The 19477-nt window shown below is 54.4% G+C and carries 14 protein-coding genes and 1 riboswitch; of the genes, 10 read left to right on the plus strand and 4 right to left on the minus strand.

Annotation, left to right across the window (positions count from 1 at the left end; all coding sequences use genetic code 11):
- Positions 1-228 precede the first annotated feature (228 nt).
- Positions 229-915, plus strand: coding sequence for a vitamin B12 dependent-methionine synthase activation domain-containing protein (locus DWX75_RS04115; RefSeq protein ID WP_118015070.1), 687 nt, complete (start codon positions 229-231; stop codon positions 913-915).
- A gap of 117 nt (positions 916-1032) precedes the next feature.
- Entirely contained in the window at positions 1033-3411 is a 2379-nt protein-coding gene (locus DWX75_RS04120; protein ID WP_118015071.1) for a homocysteine S-methyltransferase family protein, read from the plus strand.
- A gap of 325 nt (positions 3412-3736) precedes the next feature.
- On the opposite strand, the gene pfkA is transcribed toward DWX75_RS04120, so the two are convergent.
- The gene (pfkA, locus tag DWX75_RS04125) at positions 3737-4699 is read right to left on the minus strand and encodes a 6-phosphofructokinase (protein ID WP_118015072.1); all 963 of its coding nucleotides are present in this window, start codon (positions 4697-4699) and stop codon (positions 3737-3739) included.
- A 177-nt stretch (positions 4700-4876) separates the two neighbouring features.
- Positions 4877-4953: riboswitch (ZMP/ZTP riboswitch) on the plus strand.
- 46 nt (positions 4954-4999) lie between these two features.
- Here pfkA and DWX75_RS04130 point away from each other — a divergent pair.
- The 3 genes from DWX75_RS04130 (at position 5000) to DWX75_RS04140 (ending at position 8347) form a co-directional block, all read left to right on the plus strand.
- Entirely contained in the window at positions 5000-6172 is a 1173-nt protein-coding gene (locus DWX75_RS04130; protein ID WP_118015073.1) for a phosphoribosylaminoimidazolecarboxamide formyltransferase, read from the plus strand.
- 417 nt (positions 6173-6589) lie between these two features.
- Positions 6590-7231 (plus strand): deoxyribose-phosphate aldolase, encoded by a 642-nt coding sequence (deoC, locus tag DWX75_RS04135; protein ID WP_118015074.1) that lies wholly within the window; start codon positions 6590-6592, stop codon positions 7229-7231.
- A 159-nt stretch (positions 7232-7390) separates the two neighbouring features.
- Complete coding sequence (locus DWX75_RS04140) at positions 7391-8347, plus strand: sugar-binding transcriptional regulator (RefSeq protein WP_118015075.1); 957 nt, start codon at positions 7391-7393, stop codon at positions 8345-8347.
- 70 nt (positions 8348-8417) lie between these two features.
- Here the strand turns inward: DWX75_RS04140 and DWX75_RS04145 are convergent, their stop codons facing one another.
- Positions 8418-11087 (minus strand): tetratricopeptide repeat protein, encoded by a 2670-nt coding sequence (locus DWX75_RS04145; protein ID WP_158558758.1) that lies wholly within the window; start codon positions 11085-11087, stop codon positions 8418-8420.
- 207 nt (positions 11088-11294) lie between these two features.
- Here DWX75_RS04145 and DWX75_RS04150 point away from each other — a divergent pair, with 207 nt between their 5' ends.
- The 5 genes from DWX75_RS04150 (at position 11295) to DWX75_RS04170 (ending at position 17251) form a co-directional block, all read left to right on the plus strand.
- On the plus strand, positions 11295-11549 hold the full coding sequence (locus DWX75_RS04150) for a hypothetical protein (protein ID WP_147671523.1): 255 nt from the start codon (positions 11295-11297) through the stop codon (positions 11547-11549).
- Between the two features lie 38 nt (positions 11550-11587).
- Positions 11588-12685 (plus strand): hypothetical protein, encoded by a 1098-nt coding sequence (locus DWX75_RS04155; RefSeq protein ID WP_118015078.1) that lies wholly within the window; start codon positions 11588-11590, stop codon positions 12683-12685.
- Between the two features lie 284 nt (positions 12686-12969).
- Positions 12970-14316, plus strand: a complete 1347-nt coding sequence (locus DWX75_RS04160) for an NAD(P)/FAD-dependent oxidoreductase (protein ID WP_118015085.1) — start codon at positions 12970-12972, stop codon at positions 14314-14316.
- Positions 14317-14387: 71 nt separating this feature from the next.
- On the plus strand, positions 14388-15878 hold the full coding sequence (locus DWX75_RS04165; protein WP_199497515.1) for an aldehyde dehydrogenase family protein: 1491 nt from the start codon (positions 14388-14390) through the stop codon (positions 15876-15878).
- Between the two features lie 227 nt (positions 15879-16105).
- Positions 16106-17251 carry a hypothetical protein gene (locus tag DWX75_RS04170; protein WP_118015079.1) on the plus strand — a complete coding sequence of 382 codons (1146 nt, stop codon included), beginning with the start codon at positions 16106-16108 and terminating at the stop codon, positions 17249-17251.
- Between the two features lie 60 nt (positions 17252-17311).
- On the opposite strand, the gene DWX75_RS04175 is transcribed toward DWX75_RS04170, so the two are convergent.
- Both DWX75_RS04175 and DWX75_RS04180 read right to left on the minus strand, forming a co-directional pair.
- The gene (locus DWX75_RS04175) at positions 17312-18052 is read right to left on the minus strand and encodes a sulfite exporter TauE/SafE family protein (RefSeq protein ID WP_118015080.1); all 741 of its coding nucleotides are present in this window, start codon (positions 18050-18052) and stop codon (positions 17312-17314) included.
- A gap of 68 nt (positions 18053-18120) precedes the next feature.
- The gene (locus tag DWX75_RS04180; RefSeq protein ID WP_233519464.1) at positions 18121-19032 is read right to left on the minus strand and encodes an RluA family pseudouridine synthase; all 912 of its coding nucleotides are present in this window, start codon (positions 19030-19032) and stop codon (positions 18121-18123) included.
- Positions 19033-19477: the final 445 nt, after the last annotated feature.

Genomic DNA, 19477 nt, shown 5'->3' on the forward strand with positions numbered 1-19477 from the left:
GCCCCAGACCACGGCCTGTCAGGAATATCGATACATTATTCCTTGTAAAAAGACCCCGGAATCAGTATAATTGTTACATTGTAACATTTGTAAACGACGAATGCCACAGCACGTGGCTACCATACATATGGGCAATTTTTTCCTATACCATATAATATAATGAATTGGTGAAAAATGCTATTGTTTCACGTGAAACAACATAAAAAATTTTCCTGAGGAGGTTTTCTCATGCCCGTCTACAATGCCCCACTGCTCACGATTGATCCCAAGGAAACCCGGCGCTACGCAGGGCTCATGCGTGCCAAGAACTTCGACGAAGCCCTCATTGAAGAGGCCTGTCAGGATGCGCGCCTGCTCGCCAAGCCGCAGGGTATCTGGCAGCTCTACGACTACGACTGCGAGAAGCAGGAAGTCCTGGCCGATCCCCCCTTTCACATCGAAGGCGCAAAAATCGGCAAGCATCTCGCCGGCTGCGACAAGGTCATCCTGCTGGCCGTCACGGTCGGCGATGATATCGAGGACATGGTCACGAAACGCTTTGCCGATGGTGAGTACGCCTCCAGCGTGCTGCTCGATGCCGCAGCGACCACGGCCGTCGAGCAGCTGGCCGACGGCATGGAACGGGCCATCAAACCCAAGATGGCGGCACAGGGCTATGGCATGCGCTGGCGTTTCAGTCCGGGCTACGGCGACTGGCCGCTCGACCAGCAGCCTGAGCTCATCCGCCTGACACGCTGCGAGACGATCGGCATCACCCTTTCTGAGTCCAAGATGCTCATGCCGCGCAAGAGCGTCACGGCCATCATCGGCCTTTATAAAGAAGAAAAGCACACCACCCCGGAAGCAGATGCTCACGAAGCCAGGGGCTGCGCTGCGTGCGGCAAGAAAGACTGTCCTTCACGCAGACAGGGATAAATAAAATGACGCAAAGGAACGAATTTTTCTTGACATATAATGCATACTAACATAGTATGGTTATAAAATAATACATATATAAGCCGCGAAACTGAATGAACAATAAGGAGCGTTACCATGATCCATATCTTTGACGGTGCCATGGGCACCATGCTGCAGGCCGGCGGGCTCAAACCAGGCGGCTGCCCTGAGCTCATGAACATCGAGCATCCGGAAGTCGTCCTTGGTATCCACCGCGCATATATCGAAGCCGGTGCGACCATCATCGAGACGAATACCTTCGGCGCGAGCCGCCTCAAACTCGACCATTACGGCCTCGAGGACCGCGTGGCAGAGCTCAACGCCGCCGCCGTGCGGATTGCCCGGGAAGCGGCAGGCGAAAAAGCAAAGATTGCCGGCTCCATGGGCCCGACGGGCCGTTTCATCAGCCCGCTCGGCGATCTCGATTTTGAAGAAGCCTATGCCTGCTTCCACGAGCAGGCCGCTGCTCTCGCCGAGGCCGGCGTCGATTACTTCATCATCGAAACCTGCATCGACATCCAGGAAATGCGCGCCGCGCTGCTCGCCGCCAAGGATGTCGCGCCCAACGTCCCCGTCATCTGCCAGCTGACTTACAGCGATGACGGCCGTACCGTCACGGGCACGGACCCGCAGTCCGCCGCCATCATCCTCTCGGCCATGGGCGCCGACATCATCGGCGTCAACTGCTCACTCGGACCGGAACAGCTCGTGCCAATCGTCAAAATACTTGCCGAGAACTGCGACTGTCCGATCAGCGTACAGCCGAACGCCGGCATGCCGCAGCTCGTCGACGGCGAAACGCACTTCCCGATGGGACCGGAGGACTTCGGCAGCTGGGCACCGAAGCTCCTCGCCGCCGGCGCCACCTACCTCGGCGGCTGCTGCGGCACGACGCCGGAGCACATCCGCGCCCTCGCCTCAGCCCTCGCTGACTGTGAAGAACCCAGACGCGCCGCACGCCCCCAGCGCCTCTGGCTGGCCAGCCGCAGCAAATCCGTCTGCATCGACAAAGACCTGCCGACCGTCCTCATCGGCGAACGCATCAACCCGACGGGCCGCAAGAAGCTCGCTGCCGAGATTCGCGAAGGATCGCTGCTCTCCGTCAAGAAGGAAGCCGTCAATCAGGTGAAGGCCGGCGCCAGACTTCTCGACGTCAACATGGGCGTTGCCGGCATCGATGCCGTAACAGCCATGAAGCAGGCTGTAACCGAGATTGCCCAGCTCACCGACGCACCGCTCGCCATCGATACGAACGACGCCGCAGCACTCGAAGCCGGCCTGCGCGCCTATCCGGGCCGCGCGCTCATCAACTCCGTCTCCGCCGAGGATGCCCGCATCCGCGATTTCCTGCCGCTCGCCAAGAAATACGGCGCTGCCATCCTCTGCCTGCCGATCACCGAAGACGGCGTGCCCAAGACGGCAGACGACCGCCTCAAGGCCGTGCAGTTCATCATCGAGAACGCCCGGAAAGCCGGGCTCAAGGACGGAGATTTCCTGCTCGACGCCCTCGTCATGACCGTATCGGCTGACAAGAATGCCTGCCGCGAAGTCCTGCGTACCCTGCATCTCTATCGCCAGCATCTGGGCTTCCCCTCCACGATGGGCCTTTCCAACATCTCCTTCGGCCTGCCGAACCGGCCGCTCATCAACAGCACCTTCTTCGCCATGTGCCTTGTGGCCGGCCTCGATGCGCCAATCATGAACCCCTACGATGAATCCATGCAGAAAGCCCTCAAGGCCAGTGCGGCCCTGCTCGGCGACGATCCCTGCGGCCTGGCCTTCAGTCAGGACGAGAGCAACCTCGCCGTCCCCAAGAAAGCAGCCGTGATGAAGACGACGAACCTGCCAATCCTTGAGGCCATCAAGCAGGCCGTCATCGAAGGCGAAAAAGACATCATCGTCGACCTCGTCATCAAGGCGCTCGAAGAGGGCAAGACGGGTAATGAGATCACGGAAAACGGCCTGACCGCTGCCATGACGGAAATCGGCGAAGACTTCGGCTCCGGGCGCATGTTCCTGCCGCAGGTCCTCTTGTCTGCAGAAACCATGCGCGCCGCCTTCGACAAGCTCAAGGAACTCATCCCGGCCAGTGCCGAAGCGGACAAGGGCACCTTCGTCATTGCCACGGTCAAGGGCGATGTCCACGACCTCGGCAAGAACATCACGGGAGCCCTGCTTGCCAACTCCGGCTTCAAGGTCATCGATCTCGGCAAGGACGTCGATGCCGATACCATCGTGCAGGCAGCTAAAGAACACCAGGCCGACATCGTCGGCCTCGCCGCACTGATGACGACCACGATGCCGCAGATTGACAAAGTCATCGCCAAACTCCGGGATGAACAGCTCGACGTGAAGGTCATGATCGGCGGCGCCGCCGTCACCCAGGACTACGCCGATGCCTGCGGTGCCGACGCCTACGCAGCCGACGGCGTAAAGGCCGTCAAGCTCGCCAAACAAATGGTCGGAGCGGAATAAATCTTACTTATTCAAGATGCGGATATCATAACCTTCGGCGGGAGGGCTGCGCAAAAACGAAGCGTTGGCGCGCTGCGTAAAGAATCGATTTTTTTCCTGCCAGCTTCCTGTCAAAAGTGCGTCGTTCAAGCGCAGCGCGTTTCGCACTTTTGGCAGGCTGCCTTAAAAGGAAAAAGATCGATTTAGCAGCCCGACTTCGCGAAGTGTTGCGCAGCCCTCCCGCCGCCATCTCACGATCGTCACATCCCCTGTATAAAAGAAGCCCGCCTCCTCATCCATGACGGATGGGAAGCGGGCTTCTCTTTCGTTATGCAAATCCTTGCGATCAGAACAGGACCTTTGCGAGATGCAGATAGTCCGGATCAAGAACCTTCTTGTTGTTGACGGCATCATGCAGGTCGATCGAAACGACACGGCCCTTGCTGTAGCCGAACACGATATCCGACAGACCGGAAATCAGTGCAAGAGCAGCCTGCTCGCCGAGCTGGCTGGCGCGTACGCGGTCGATGACCGACGGAGCTCCCCCACGCTGGATATGGCCGAGCACCGATACGCGCGTATCGAGCTGCGTCTTCTCGGCAATGTGCTTGCCGATTTCCTGGCCGCTGCCGGCACCCTCGGCCACGACGACGAGAATGTAACGCTTGCCCTTCTTGTAGGCTTCCTTCATGTCTTCGCAGATGGCGTCGAGATCGTACTCCTCTTCCGGTACCAGGATGTACTCCGCACCGCCCGAAATGCCCGAAACAAGTGCGAGCCAGCCGCAGTTGCGGCCCATGACCTCGAGGACAATGACGCGGCGATGAGCCGAAGCCGTATCGCGCAGCTTGTTGATGGCATCGATAATCGTGTTGGCAGCCGTATCACAGCCAATCGTGTAGTCAGAGCCCCAGACATCGTTATCGATCGTGCCCGGCAGGCCGACGATTGGCATGCCCGTCTCCTTCGACAGGAGGGATGCGCCGCGCAGAGAACCGTCACCACCGATGACACAGAGGCCTTCGATGCCGCGGTCCTTGAGGTTCTGATAGCCCATCATGCGGCCTTCCGGCGTCTTCCAGCGTTTGCAGCGTGCCGTACCAAGGAAAGTGCCGCCACGCTGGATGATGTCGCCGACATCCTTGGACTGCATCTCAAACATATCCTGCTCGAGCAGACCGTGATAGCCTCCACGGATACCCCAGACCTTGACACCTTCGTATAAAGCAGTACGTACAACCGCGCGTGCCGCTGCATTCATTCCTGGGCTGTCGCCGCCACTGGTCATGACTGCAATGCTTTTCAACATAATGGAAGTCCCCCTTGAATTGAGAATAGCTAGCATATTGACTGGCTGAAAGCCATCGTATGACGTTTAACTACACCTAATGATACCATAAAAATCCCTTTGAAAACAGGGATGCCGGTTATTTTTTCGGACCAGCTCAGACCTTGACAAAATTCCATCTGGATGATAGATTTTAGTTAGATGCTGTGCAACTGACGGAAGTGGATGACCACAGGGAGCACAGGGAAGAAGAGCCGACCGTCTGGGCAGAGCCTGGATTTGTGTCGGCTTTTTTGTATGTGAAAAGGAGCAAATAGCAAAATGAAAGAACTGGAACTCAAATACGGGTGCAACCCGAACCAGAAACCAGCCCGCGTTTTCATGGAAAACGGGGAACTGCCTTTCGAGGTCCTCAACGGCCGTCCCGGCTACATCAACCTGCTTGACGCCATGAACAGCTGGCAGCTCGTCCGTGAGCTGCGGGAAGCCACGGGCTTGCCGGCTGCCGCTTCTTTCAAGCACGTCAGCCCGGCTGGCGCTGCTGTCGCCGTTCCTCTTTCGCCGGTCCTCGAGAAAGTCTATTTCGTCGAAGGCGTGGAGCTCTCCCCGATTGCCACGGCCTACATCCGTGCCCGCGGTGCTGACCGCATGAGCTCCTACGGCGATTTCGTCGCCCTCTCGGACGAATGCGACGCACAGACGGCTTCCTTCCTCAAGCGCGAAGTATCGGACGGCATCATTGCACCGTCGTATTCGCCGGAAGCCCTCGAGATCCTCAAATCGAAGCGCAAAGGCACGTACCTGATACTGCAGATGGATCCTGCCTATCAGCCGGAAGAACTCGAGCGCAAGCAGGTCTTCGGCGTCACGTTCGAACAGAAACGCAACAATGTCGAAATCACGGAAGACTGCCTCAAGGACATCGTGACGAAGAATCATGATCTGCCGGAAAGCGCCAAGCGCGATCTCCTAATTGCCCTCATCACGCTCAAATACACGCAGTCCAACTCCGTCTGCTACACGAAGGACGGACAGGCCATCGGCATCGGCGCTGGCCAACAGAGCCGCGTCCACTGCACGCGCCTTGCCGGCACGAAGGCGGACAACTGGTTCCTGCGCCAGAGCCCGCAGGTCCTTGGCCTCCCGTTCAAGCCGGAAGTCCGCCGCCCGGACCGCGACAATGCCATCGACGTCTACATCGGCGAGGAATGGGAAGACCTGCTCGAGACGGACGACTGGAAGCGCGTCTTCACCGAAAAACCGCCTGTCTTCACGCGCGAGCAGAAGAAAGCCTGGCTCCAGAAGGAGACCGGTGTCTCTCTTGGCTCCGATGCCTTCTTCCCATTCGGCGACAACATCGAGCGCGCCCACAAGAGCGGCGTGACCTACGTCGCTCAGACCGGCGGTTCCATCCGTGACGACAACGTCATCGAGACAGCCGACAAATACAACATGACGATGGCCATGACGCACATCCGTCTGTTCCATCATTAAGATACCGCCACTGACTATGAGCTTCTCCTCTTTCTGGAACTCGGTCACAAGACAAGGCTGCTGACCTGTGCTAGAATAATGTCAAGGAGAGTTTTCACTGCTAACGATGATTCGTGAGAGCCGCCCCGGTTGAGCAGAACCGGGGCGGCTTTTATTTTTACAAAAATAATTTATTTAAGTATTGATATTCATTCTCATATATGCTATATTATCTATAGGCTTTCGTTAGCACCTCAATATGAGGCGCAAAGCTCTCCTAAGATATAATACACAGCAAAAAACCCGGCGTACTGCTCATGCGCCGGGATTTTTGTGGGTAAAATAAAATTTTGTTCATTTTTATATTTACACTTGTTCACGCCGGTGTTATGATAAATCATGTCAGAACGATAGATCATCATTTTGAGGAGGATAAAAATGGAACTTGCAAAATTCATTGACCACACGTATCTCCAGCCGGATGCTCAGAAGAAAGATATTGACAAGATTCTTGCCGAAGCCAAACAGTATCACTTCGCTTCCGTCTGCATCAGCCCGATCTGGGTTTCCTATGCTCATAAGGAACTGGCTGGTTCCGGCGTCAATGTCGTCACGGTCATCGGCTTCCCGGAAGGTGCTACGCCGACTTCCGTCAAGGCCTTCGAAACCAGACAGGCCATTGCCGATGGTGCGGATGAAGTCGACACGGTCATCCCAATTGGCTTCCTCAAGGATGGAGAATATGATTATGTAGAAAATGACATCCGTGCTGTTGTCGAAGCTGCACAGGGCAAGACGACGAAAGTCATCATCGAAGCCTGCCTGCTGACGGATGACGAGAAGGTCAAGGCCTGTGAACTCGCCAAGAAAGCCGGTGCCGACTTCGTCAAGACTTCGACTGGTTTCTCCAAGTGGGGCGCCACGGTGGAAGACGTCAAGCTCATGCGCAAAACGGTAGGCCCGAACATGGGCGTCAAGGCTTCGGGCGGTGTACGCGACCGCCAGGAAGCCGAGGCCATGGTGGCAGCCGGCGCCAACCGCATCGGCACAAGCCACGGCATCGACATCATGAACGGCTGATCTCATTCAGCTCCATCCCATTACTCATACACTCCTTACATACACACAAGTCCTATCGACAGGATGGCCCTTCTTGCAGGGGCCATTTTGTTTATGCCGCTGCACGGGGTATAATAAAGACATCAAACAATCAACATACATCACCGAGGAGATGAATGAATGGAACAGAATAAAGATCGGCTGAGCATCGATGCCGCCCGCTTATATTACGAATCCGACATGAGCCAGCAAAAAATTGCCGATGAACTCGGCATATCGCGCCCGTCCGTTTCACGGCTTCTGCAATATGCCAAGGAGCAGGGATATGTACAGATTTCGATTATAGATCCCACAGAGCTTGGCCTTTCCCTGGCCAGCGAGCTGCGCCAGCTCTACCACTTGAAAACGGTGAAAATCGCCAATGCACCGCTCGACCATGCACGCGAGATTCGAAAAGCCTTGGGGCAGAAGGCCGCAGAATATCTCCATGAAATCGTGAAGGACCATGACATCATCGGTGTGGGCTGGGGCTCTGCCCTCTATGAGATGGCGCAGGATCTGCAGGCCAAGCCCGTCAAGGATGTCCAGGTCGTGCAGCTCAAGGGTGGCAGCAGTTACTCCAAAGTCAACACATACGCCCATGAAATCGTCACGCTCATGGCCAATGCCTTCGCAACCACGGGAACCTTCCTGCCTCTGCCCGTCATGTTCGACAACACGGAGGTCAAACGCCTCGTCGAACAGGATAAATACGTCAAGCACATCCTCGATACCGGCAAAAAAGCCAACATCGCCATTGTCACCGTCGGCCCCGCTTCTGATGAGTCCATCCTGTTCCACCTCGGCTACTACATCGGCGAACGCGACCGCGAACTCCTGAGCCAGAAGGCCGCCGGCGACCTCTGCTCTCATTTCTACGACGACGAGGGGCATATCGTAGACAAGGAACTCGATGACCGCACGGTCGGCATCCGTCTCGATGAACTCGCCCAGAAAGAAACCCGTATTCTCGTTGCGGGCGGCAAAGAAAAACTCCGCGCCATCCACGCAGCGCTCAAGGCAGGCTACATGAATACACTGATCACCGATCAGTACACAGCACTTGCCCTGAAAAGAATGAACACCATCTCTGCATAAGAAACGCCCTTGAGCAAAACGCCGTTGATGTTTCACGTGAAACATCAACGGCGTTTTTGTCTGCAAACTCCTATTCATGGATGTGAAGGGCGTCCTCTATCTTGGACAGCAAAGCTTGTGTCTGAAGCAAAGCCGATGGTTTGACCTGCTCCTGGATGGCGCATGCCTGCGTCAGATACTCTCGGGCTGCCGGCAGATTGTCCAGATCATATTCTGTTTTACCCAGCCAGAACATGATCTGAGCCGTATAGGCATGGCGTTCTCCCAGGGCGGAACGGCGAATGGACAGGCACTTCAAAAAAGCCGCTTTTGCCTGTGCATACGCTTCCTGCTGATAGTAGATCTTACCAAGGCTTTCGTAGCTCCATGCCGTTGCCGGATGGTCCGGTCCCAGGGAATTTTCTCGTATCTTGAGCCCTGCCTGAACGTATTTCAGCGCTGTCGCATAATGCTTATCGTCTTTCCCCTTGGCCATTGTCGCATAATCATTTCCCAGCATAGTCAGAGAATCCGCAATGGTCGGATCGTCCGGCGTATAGACTTCGCGGCGCAGGTTCAGCCCCTTTTCATGCCAGGCTATCGCCTCCTCACATTTATCCTGCCGTTGATACACCGTGCCGATATTGTGATACGAATATGCCAGCTGCTGCTTGTTCGGCACCGGCTGCTTCTCACGGATCTCCATACCCTTTTTATAATTTTCCAGGGCTTTATCGAGATTATCCAGATTGATATAGACGATCCCGATATTATTCAAGATATCCGCATGCAATTCCGGATTGTCAATCTTATGGACATCCATGCGATTCTCGGCCAGTCGGAAGTTGTCCAGCGCCTCGGTATACTGAGAGTTCTTACGGTAAACATTGGCTAGATAGTTATAAGCTTCCACGATATCTTCATAAGGAGGATGCGCTTGTTTTTCCCACATGTCGATAGCCGTATGGTAAGCCTTGATTGCCTCCTGATAATCCGCCAGTTTCACGGCCAGATTAGCATGCAGGCAATACGCCTGTGGCAGCAGGGTCTGACTCGCATCATCCGCAGAAGACTTGCAGATCGATAACGCCAGATTGCACTGTCCCCAGGCCTGCCGGTACTGATGTGCCTTATAAATCACCTTTGCCTGGCGAATGAGCAGACCGGCCGAATCCTTGTCGTATAATGCACGAAACAGTTCCCCGGCACGGATCAGGATGGTACAGACATCGTGACGGTCCATGGCCTGGATTTCTTCATTATTGTCCGCATACACACGGATTGCCGCTTCCAAGTAATCCTGACAGTCCCTGAGCGTCGGATGCAGATTCCACAAGACAGCCGTTTCAATCAGAGGATGCAGATGGATCCGGTCGTCCTCGGCCGCCTGATGCGACTCGCGAACAATCCAGCTCTGATTGACGAGAACATTGATTGCGCTGATGCTGCAGCCATCCAGCAGGAACTCATCAAAAAAGGTCATACGGACGCCGTTGATCGAGCAAAGGGCGAGTTTCATCAGGATTTGCTTGGCCTGCTCATTCATCGCACTGATATTGAACAAGGTCGAGATGACATTATAAATATCTTCCTGCTCATAATTATTATCTTTCTCGACCGGAATCTTCAAATCACGCGTGTCCCGTTTCTCCTTGAGCAGCTTAATCATTCTGGCAGGCGACATGGAATACTCCCGCATCGTCTTGGCGATAAGCTCAATCAGCATGGTATGTCCGGATACCATATGGCAGAGTTCCTTATACTTATCCATGTTTTTAGCAGGCAGCTCGATGGGATCTTCCTTGCGGGGACTGTAATTCAAACGGAAGAGCTCCAGTTGTTCCGCATCGCTCAACGGCTTGATGGGGACCATATACATATCTTTGTAAAGGGTCGTGTTGCGGCTCGTGATCAGCACATGCAATTCCATATCCGCGAGTTCCTCAAGGATGCGCTGATCCTCCTCCGGCAGAACAGCCCCCATGATGTCCATATTATCGATGATCAGGAGAGCATCTTTATGGAACGTTTTCAATGCCTTCATACGAATCTGAAACCCTTCATCACCGGCTTTGTCTTCCTTCTGATATTTCTTCAAGCCCTGAAACGGAATATCCTGGATTGTCGCTTTGAGGTCCTGATGAAAATAAACCATCTGTATCTGTTTATAGATATGATTCTTCTTGCCACGGTCTGCATAATGCAAAGCCGTCTGCGATTTGCCCAGGCCACCGATGCCACAGATAACGGCCAGACTGTATGCTTCCATCACAGAAGAAATTTTCTCCAAGAGTTCATTGCGTCCAACAAACCCCTCCGTCAGCCGGTAATTGAGCGGTGCAAAGGAAATATCCGGAGCAGAAGCCTTGACATTGACAAGATTCGCTTGGCGTGACTCTTCAGCCCTATGCAATACCAGGTGTAAAAAAGCTTCCATGGCACCCTGCAGCCGCTCCTGCGACCGGTTCTTGTCCCGTTCCACCAAAAACGTCCGGTATGCGGCGTCAAGCTCATCATCCGTAGCCTCGCATTCCCTCAAATGCCGATAAAGCTTATGAATATACTCCGGATGTGCTTCCATACGAAATAACTTCTCGTAAAAGAATTCTTCTGTAATATCTTGGTTCAGCTGATTGCCTTCTCCGTTGATCATCCTGGAAATATAGGATTTACTGATTGACAGAGCTTTTGCTATTTTAGTTTGAGTCACCTTTTCCTTTTTATGCAGAAACTCCATTAAAAATGGATACGTAATATACACACCAGATTCCTCCTTGAAATACTTCGTCGACAAAGGTAGATTTCTGCAATTTCCCGCAACATTCCTGCAACATTTCTGCAACTGGAGAAAATATTGTTGCACACGAAAAATGCATCGAAAAAGCATCGCGTTTGACTCGGCCTGCAACGACAAAAATCGTATCATAAAGACAACAAAGAGATACGGGCTGTGGAAAGGAGCACGACCATGAAACAGGAACAACAAAAGAGCTTTCGTCAGCAACTAAAAATCATGTTCAAAGGTTACCGCCATCTGACCCGAAAGCTGAGCCGGCAGCTTGCCCAGCTCGGCTTCACGCTGGAAAACGGCAGGACCCACTACAAGATTTACTATGGCGAAGATCACCAGCACGCCGTAATCATCAGCAAGACCTCTTCCGATTACCGTGCGGGAATGAATATCTGCCGTCAGCTTTATACACTCGTACCGGCCCATCCATAAGCCGGTCCGGGGATCACAATAAACAGGAGGAATACATCATGAAAAACGAAATGAATTCTATCTATGCAGGGGCAGTCGGTACGGCGAAAAACGCCAAGGCCGTGCATCAGGCAGTCCGGAAAATGCGGGCCTTTGAACAGGCCCAGGAGGAGTTGTCCGGCCTGAATACGCTGCGGGGTGGCAGCAAGGGATTCAAGGGTTTTGTCGGAGAAAGCCTGGAGGCTGCTGAATCCTCAGCCCGCGGGCGCACGACCATCGTCCTGAACAATAACGGGATTGCCGACCTGAAGCATCTCAAGACGAACGGGAAAGCTGCCTTCCAGCAGGTGAAGATCGGCTACAAGCCCGGACAGATTGATTTTGCACGCTATAAGGGACAGACCATCGTCGTCGATAAGGGTAACCCCTATTTCCGCACGCTGAAAGCAGAAGCAGCAAAATCCGGCGTAAAAGTGGTCGAAGGCCATGTCACGGAACAGGAAGCCAGGTTCTGGGCTGACGCCATGCAGCTGGAAACCAAGGTAACCGGCAAGACGAATGCAACCGTCGTACCCAAGTTTTACCAGTCGGCCAAAACTGCAGCGGCCGCACATCGTGCCGGCGTATCGGCGGCCAAGTCCGGCGCAGCAGCCGGCGCAGGATTCAGCCTGGGCAAGAATATCGTACAGGTGGTCAAGGGCAATAAGACGGTTTCAGAAGCCGCCGGCGATGTAATCGTCGATACGGCAGAAGCCGGTGCGATCAGCTACGGTGCCGGTGCCGCAGGCAGTCTGATGGCCAGTACGGAAATCGGTGCGGCCGCACTCGAGACGGCCAGTACGGCAGGAGCGGTAATTTCCAGCGCGCCTGTGATCAGCTCAGCAGTCAATGCCGGAACGGCAATCACAGGAGCGATTGGCGGAGCTGGTGCTTCGGCGGCTGCAGCCGCGACGGGAGCCGTAACCAGTGCCGTCACCTCCGCTGCTGCCGCTGCTTCAAGCGTCGCGGCGGGGACAGCAGCCGCCGGTGCCGTCGGTGCCATCGGGTCCGGGGCCGTAGCTGGTGCGGCCGCCATCGGTGCCGCAGCCGTAGCAGCTGCACCCGTTCTGATCGTCGGCGGCCTGATTGGCGGCCTGATCAGCCTCTTTGATGACTGAGAATATTTGCCCGCAAAAAATCCGTGACCTGTGATTTTTACCTCACGCCCTATCCGCTTTCCTCTTTATCCAGTATGATTTCCATCTTATAAGGCAATGCAACATATATCATAAATTTTTAGTATTTTATATTTCTGAAAAATAAGTATATAATATGATTAAATGATAACAAATATTGAAATGAAGTGAATATCAAAATTTGATAAATGTCACACAGACGTTTTGGCGGTTTCCGCTGCACAAGCATATTCCCTTCATCCTTGAATGGAAAGGCGGGATTGGACATGAAAGAACGGCCGCGTGTCGTCATCCTCGGTGGGGGTATCGGCGGCATCAAAGCAGCACAGCAACTAGCCAATCAGCCGTTGGATGTGCTGATCATCGATCACAACAACTACCAGGTCTTCCAGCCGCTCCTTTATCAAGTAGCGACATCGATGCTTTCGACGGATGAGGTCGTCTACCCCATTCGTGGGTTCTTCAAAAAAGCAAATAACGTCGATTTCCTTTTAGCAGAAGTCCATGGCATCCAGCAAAAAGAAAAAATCGTCAAGACGAGTCACGGGGATGTTCCCTACGACTATCTCATCATCGCTCTTGGCTCAACACCAAATTTCTTCGGCAACGAAGAAGTAGAGCGCAACGCATTCCCATTGAAGACCCTGCAGGACGCGATTCGCATCCGCAGCCATCTTTTAAGTGTCTTTGAAGAAGCTTCTGCTGAGACAGACCCTGAAAAGCGCAAGGCTCTGCTGACCTTTGTCTTTGTCGGCGCTGGCCCAATTGGTGTTGAAGGTGCCGGCGGTGTATCCGAGCTCGTTTACGATGTCCTGCAGAAAGAGTTTCACCATATTGACTTTGATGAAGTCAACATCCATCTGATTGGCGCTGATAGATGCGTGCTCAGCATGATGTCCGAAAAGCTCCGCACAGAGACGCTCAAGGTCCTGCAGAAAAAACGTATTGATGTACAGTGCTCCATGCTCGTGACGGGCTACGACGGGAAGACGCTTTTCTACCGTCCGATGAATGCTCCAAAAGATGCGTCATGCTCCACGATCAAGACTAAAACGGTTGTCTGGTCGGCAGGTGTACGCCCTGTGGACTGTCTCAGCAGCTTTGCATGCGAAAAAGACCGCGACAAACGCCTGCTCATCGATGATACGATTCGTGTCCCAGGCATGCAGGATATCTTTGCTATTGGAGACTGCTCAAGCTATACGCTGCCTGGTGAACAGCGTCCTCTGCCGACGCTTGCGCCCGTTGCGCTGGCTGAAGGAGAGCTCGCCGCCAAGAACATCCTGCATGATGTACGCGGGGAAGAAATGGAACATCTCCATTACAAGAGCAAAGGCGTCATGGCCATCATCGGTAACAGTGAAGCCGTCATGGAAGCTGGCCCTCTGCGCGGCCGCGGCTTTCTCGCCTGGTCGGCCTGGCTCTGGATTCATCTGCTCACGAAAGCAGGGTTCCATGCCAATATCTCCGTCACGTTTAAATGGATTTTCAATTATCTTTCGGGGACACGACTTGGGCGCCTGATCACTCGTCCTGAATTGCAAGGCCTGCCTGAATCCATAAAAAATGCTCCAGGAGTAAAAGATGCCGGAGCAGAGAAACAAGCATCGTAATGCACGTAAAGTAAAAAGCTTTTATATAAAGAAGATTTACTCTTCAATCCAGATATATAGGAGGGATTCACATGATTCCAGATACGAAACTGAACAGTCAGTATGCCCTTTTCATCGACGGGGCCTGGCGTCCATCAGCCGATGGCAAGACATTTGATACTTTTTGCCCTGCGACTGGTGACAAGCTTGCCAGATGCGCAGAAGCTACGCCGCAAGATGTCGATGCTGCCGTAGACGCAGCCTGGAAAGCCTTTGCCACATGGAAGAAGACCACGGTCAAAGAGCGTGCCACCCTTCTCAATAAGATTGCCGACGTCATCGATGCGCATACGGACGAGCTTGCTCTCATCGAGACCCTCGACAATGGCAAACCCATCCGCGAGACAAAGAATGTCGATGTGCCACTTGCCGCTGCCCATTTCCGTTATTTTGCCGGCTGCATCCTCGCCGAGGAAGGCTCTGCCACAATGCTCGATAATACGACCATGAGCATCATCTTGCGTGAACCGATTGGCGTTGTCGGCCAGATTGTACCGTGGAACTTCCCTTTCCTCATGGCAGCGTGGAAACTCGCACCGGTACTCGCAAGCGGCTGCTGCACGATCCTGAAGCCGTCAAAGACGACCTCCCTTTCCGTGCTGTACTTTGCCGATCTCATCAAGGATATCCTGCCTCCAGGTGTCTTCAACGTCATCACGGGCGCAGGCTCAAAAGCCGGTCAGTACATGCTCGACCACAAGGGCTTCTGCAAACTGGCATTCACAGGCTCAACAGAAGTCGGTCTTTCCGTTGCCAAAGCTGCGGCCAAAAAACTCATTCCGGCCACGCTTGAACTCGGTGGCAAATCTGCGAACATCTTCTTCGCGGATTGCGACCTCGAACAAGCTTATGATGGTGCCCAACTCGGCATCCTCTTCAATCAGGGGCAGGTCTGCTGCGCGGGTTCGCGCATCTTCGTTCAGGAGGATATCTATGACGAATTTGTAGCAGAACTCGCCAACCGCTTCAACAAAGTCAAGATTGGCCTGCCGTGGAAGGAAGACACGCAACTCGGTGCGACTATCTATAAATCTCAGCTCGATAAAGTCCTCTCCTATGTCGAACTCGCTAAAAAAGAAGGTGCGACCATCGCCTGTGGCGGTGAGCAGGCAACTGACGGTGTACTCAAGAACGGCTTCTTCATAAAGCCGACACTCATCACAAATGCCACGAACGATATGCGCATTGCCCGCGAAGAGATTTTCGGGCCTGTCGCCGTTGTCATCAAATTCAAAACGGAAGAAGAAGTGGTTAAAATGGCCAATGACAGCGATTACGGTCTTGGCGGCGCTGTCTGGACACAGGATATCAACCGTGCATTCCGTGTCGCCAACGCTATCGAGACAGGCCGCGTATGGATCAACACATACAACCAGATCCCTGAAGGCTCGCCGTTTGGCGGCTACAAGCAGTCCGGTATCGGACGCGAGACACACAAAGTCATCCTTGAACACTACACGCAGATGAAGAACATCCTCATCAATCTCTCGGGACAGCCATCCGGCTTCTACCCGCAGAAATAAAACACCTCCACTCCTTGGCTTATCACATTCCCATCCTGCTTTTCCTCACATACAGCAAAAGGCTGCCGCAAGTCCGGCAGCCTTTTGCATGTCCAGAAGCCACATAGGATCAAGGCCCTGTACCCTACAGATTGGATTATTACAAAATTCTTGCGTGTTTTCTCATTTGCGATACAATAAAAGAAAGACACAGATATATGCAATCTATGAGAAATGAGGCGATTTTGATGTTCCAGAAATTCGGCGTGCTGGCCATGGTACCCGTGCTCGTAGCAGCAGCGCCCGCCTATGCCGAATGGCACGGCAATGCCCACATCGAGAGTGTCGAGGTGACGGGCAGCTACCTGACGGACGACACGTCTGAGGCGGGACTTCAGAAGGCCCGCGAAGAAGCGCATAAGGATGCTCTGCGTCTCGCGACGGAGAAGGCCGGCGTCTTTGTCCAGAGTTATTCCAAGACCCACAATCAAGTCCTTACTGAGGATGAGATTCAATCAATATCTGGCAACATCCTCGCCGTCCAGAACGAGTCGTATGCGACGAGCAAGACGAGCGACGGCTACACACTCGTCACCTGCCACCTGACGGCCTACATCCAGCTCGACCAGGTCGACCTCAACCAAGCCATCCAGCAGATCAACATCGAGGGCGAGAACCGGGAGCTCAAGGCCGTCATCGCGGGCCTCAAGCAGAGTCAGGGCAAGGCAGGCGAGCTGCCCTACGGCACGACCTACTTCCAGAAATTCGCCCAGAACAGCGCCCTCTTGAAGAAGGTCTGTGACGTAGGCTACGATGTCGACAGCGTGAGCTACGACAAAGCGACGGGCCTGATTCGCTACAACCGGTTCACAAGAGCCGTGGACGATGATCAGCTCTATGCGTTCCACGTCGAGCTCTCGTATCCGGATAACACCGAGCGCATCTACAAGATCACAAAGATCACTGAGAAACCATTCCAGGCCACTGAGTTGAAGTTCAAGAACACGCGCGAGACCATGCTGCCGATTGCCACCTACTCCACGGACGACTACTACCGCCGCCTCGTCTGCAAGCAGCTGCAGCTTCCCGAATACGCGCACCTCAAACAGCCGGGCTGGGGACCGATCCCTCTGCTCGACCCGCCGCTCTACACCGACAAGCTCAACATGAAGCGCATCGATGGCATGCTCTACTGCTCACTGGCCGATACCGAGGATGGCCTTGAGAGTCTCCTCTTCCCGAGTTTCGCCGTCCGCTACGACCCGCAGCGCAAAGTCCTCGAAGAGGCCGATATCCTCTACACCGACAGTTGGATTCCCGCGAGGACAGAGTATCTCTCCGCCATCCCCTATCTCGACTTCCTCTACCATGACGGCAACTTAGAGAATCCATAAAAATACCAGCAAAAAGAAGCGTCGATGTTTCACGTGAAACATTGACGCTTCTTTTTGCTTTCACTGCACAGCTAGTTCGTAGAACATGTAGGCGCAGATAAAGTAGAGCATGAAGAAAATCAGGAAGCGGAAGAGCTTGACGGAGACGAAGCGGATGACGGCGTGACCGAGCAGCAGGCCGATGACGAGGGCTGGTATCAGGTAAATCGACTCCACGGCGGCGGAATACATGGACACGCCCTGGAACAGGAAGAAGCCGATGGAGATGATACCGCTGATCAGGAAGAAGACGACGCTCGTGCCGCGCAGCTCCGCCGGCGTCATCTTCGTGTAGGCAAAATAAAGGATCAGTGGCGGACCGGCCATGCCCGTCGTGACACCGCAGAGGCCGGCCAGGATCCCCATGAGGATGGAATTGCGTCGACAGAGAGAGAACTCATGATGCGTGAACTGCATGAGCAGCAGCGAAACGAGAATGACCGTACTGACGAGCAGCTTCAACTGATTGGCCGAAAAATGCGCAAAAATCCAGAAGCCGAAGGGCTGCGCCACAATGTAGCCAACCAGGATTGCCCCAATCAGCTTGTAGCGTGCATCCTTCCAGACAAGGAAGGTCTGCACGATGCTGGTAATCAGGCCCACGACAAACATCATGAGCACGGTTTCCCGCGGGTCATAGAAAAGCATGAGCAGCGGCGCCGCAATGATCACGAGCCCGAAGCCTGTGATTCCCTGCATGAACGCAGCCACTCCGATGGCCAGTGCCGGCCAGAGATGTGCCTGCCAAGCAGTGATATCCAAAACAACCACAACCTTTCTGCAAATGATGCTGGTAATCTTGCTGCCAAAGATTATTTCGCTGCCACGTCCTAACTTTCCTCTATCGATGTTTCACGTGAAACAACATTCGGTTCAATAAGATGCTGCATATCTTCGGGAATGGGGGCTTCGAGGTGGATTTCTCTGCCGGTATCAGGATGGCGGAAGTGCACGCGCCAGGCATGCAGGGCCTGGCGCGGAATGACATCACAGGGGCCGACATACGCGCTGTCACCGAGCAGCGGATGACCAAGCGCAGAGAAGTGGACACGAATCTGATGTGTGCGGCCGGTCAGCAGATGAATCTTGAGCAGGGAATAATCCGGCCACACGGCACTGACCTCGTATTCTGTCAGCGCACGCCTGCCGTCAGTGTGCACCTGCCAGTGATTGGCCCGCGCCGGATCACGGCCGATGGGCATGTCGATGCACCCCTTGCTGGCATCCAGATGCCCTGTCACCAATGCCAGGTATTCACGGTAAAGCTGACCATGATATTTCGTCATCGCATACTGTGCCCTGGCCGACTTCGCGATGACGACGATGCCCGTCGTATTGCGGTCTAGCCGGTAGAGCGGATGGATGCCTGCCGCCTCTCCCCGGCGCTCGAGGTAGCCCGCCACGGCATGGACAAGCGTATCGCGCACCGCGCGATGTGTCGGATGGACGATCATGTCCGCATGTTTATTGACAGCAAGAATAGTTTCATCCTCATAGAGGATATCGAGTGGCAGGTCGACTGGAACGACGGGCGATGTTTCCTGCCAGAGTAGCGTCACCTCATCCCCCTCGCGGACGCGCAGACGGGCATCGTGATGTGCCTGCCCATTGACAAGGATCGTGCCGTTCCACTTGATGCGTTTCCAGAGTTTGGCCGAGAGCCCGAGAGGCGCGCGCACGAGCTGGCGCAGCTCTCTGCCGTCATGAGCAGCATCTACGATGTAGAAAATCTTCAAGAACATCACTCTCTTCTTCTGCAAATAATCTTGGGGACCTCTTCCGCCTCGCAAGCTCGGCACCTTCTCCGTGCGCGGAGAAGGCAACCTCATCCGTCAGCTGCGCTGACACTTTCCCCAGAGGGGAAGGCTGCGCGTCTTACTGCACGCTTTGTTCTCCTGCAGGGCAAGAGCCCCAAAGCCGTCTCCCGCAGGGCGCGAAGCGCGGGATGCCGGGGGCATCCCCGGGGAAGGGGGACCGCGCAGAGGTGGAAGAGGTCCTTGGATTTGCGGATAAGAAACAGAACAGTCAGCAGGCCATTTCTGGCGTCGTAGCTCCCCGCAGGGACGCGAAGCGCGGGATGCCGGTGGCATCCCCGAAAAAGGGGACCACGCAGCGGTGAAAGAGGTCGAGATTGTGCCGGGAATGCAAAGGGGCTGTGACAAAATGTAAAATCATTTTGTCCACAGC

It is taken from the genome of Mitsuokella sp. AF21-1AC, assembly GCF_003458855.1.
Taxonomy (GTDB): domain Bacteria; phylum Bacillota; class Negativicutes; order Selenomonadales; family Selenomonadaceae; genus Mitsuokella.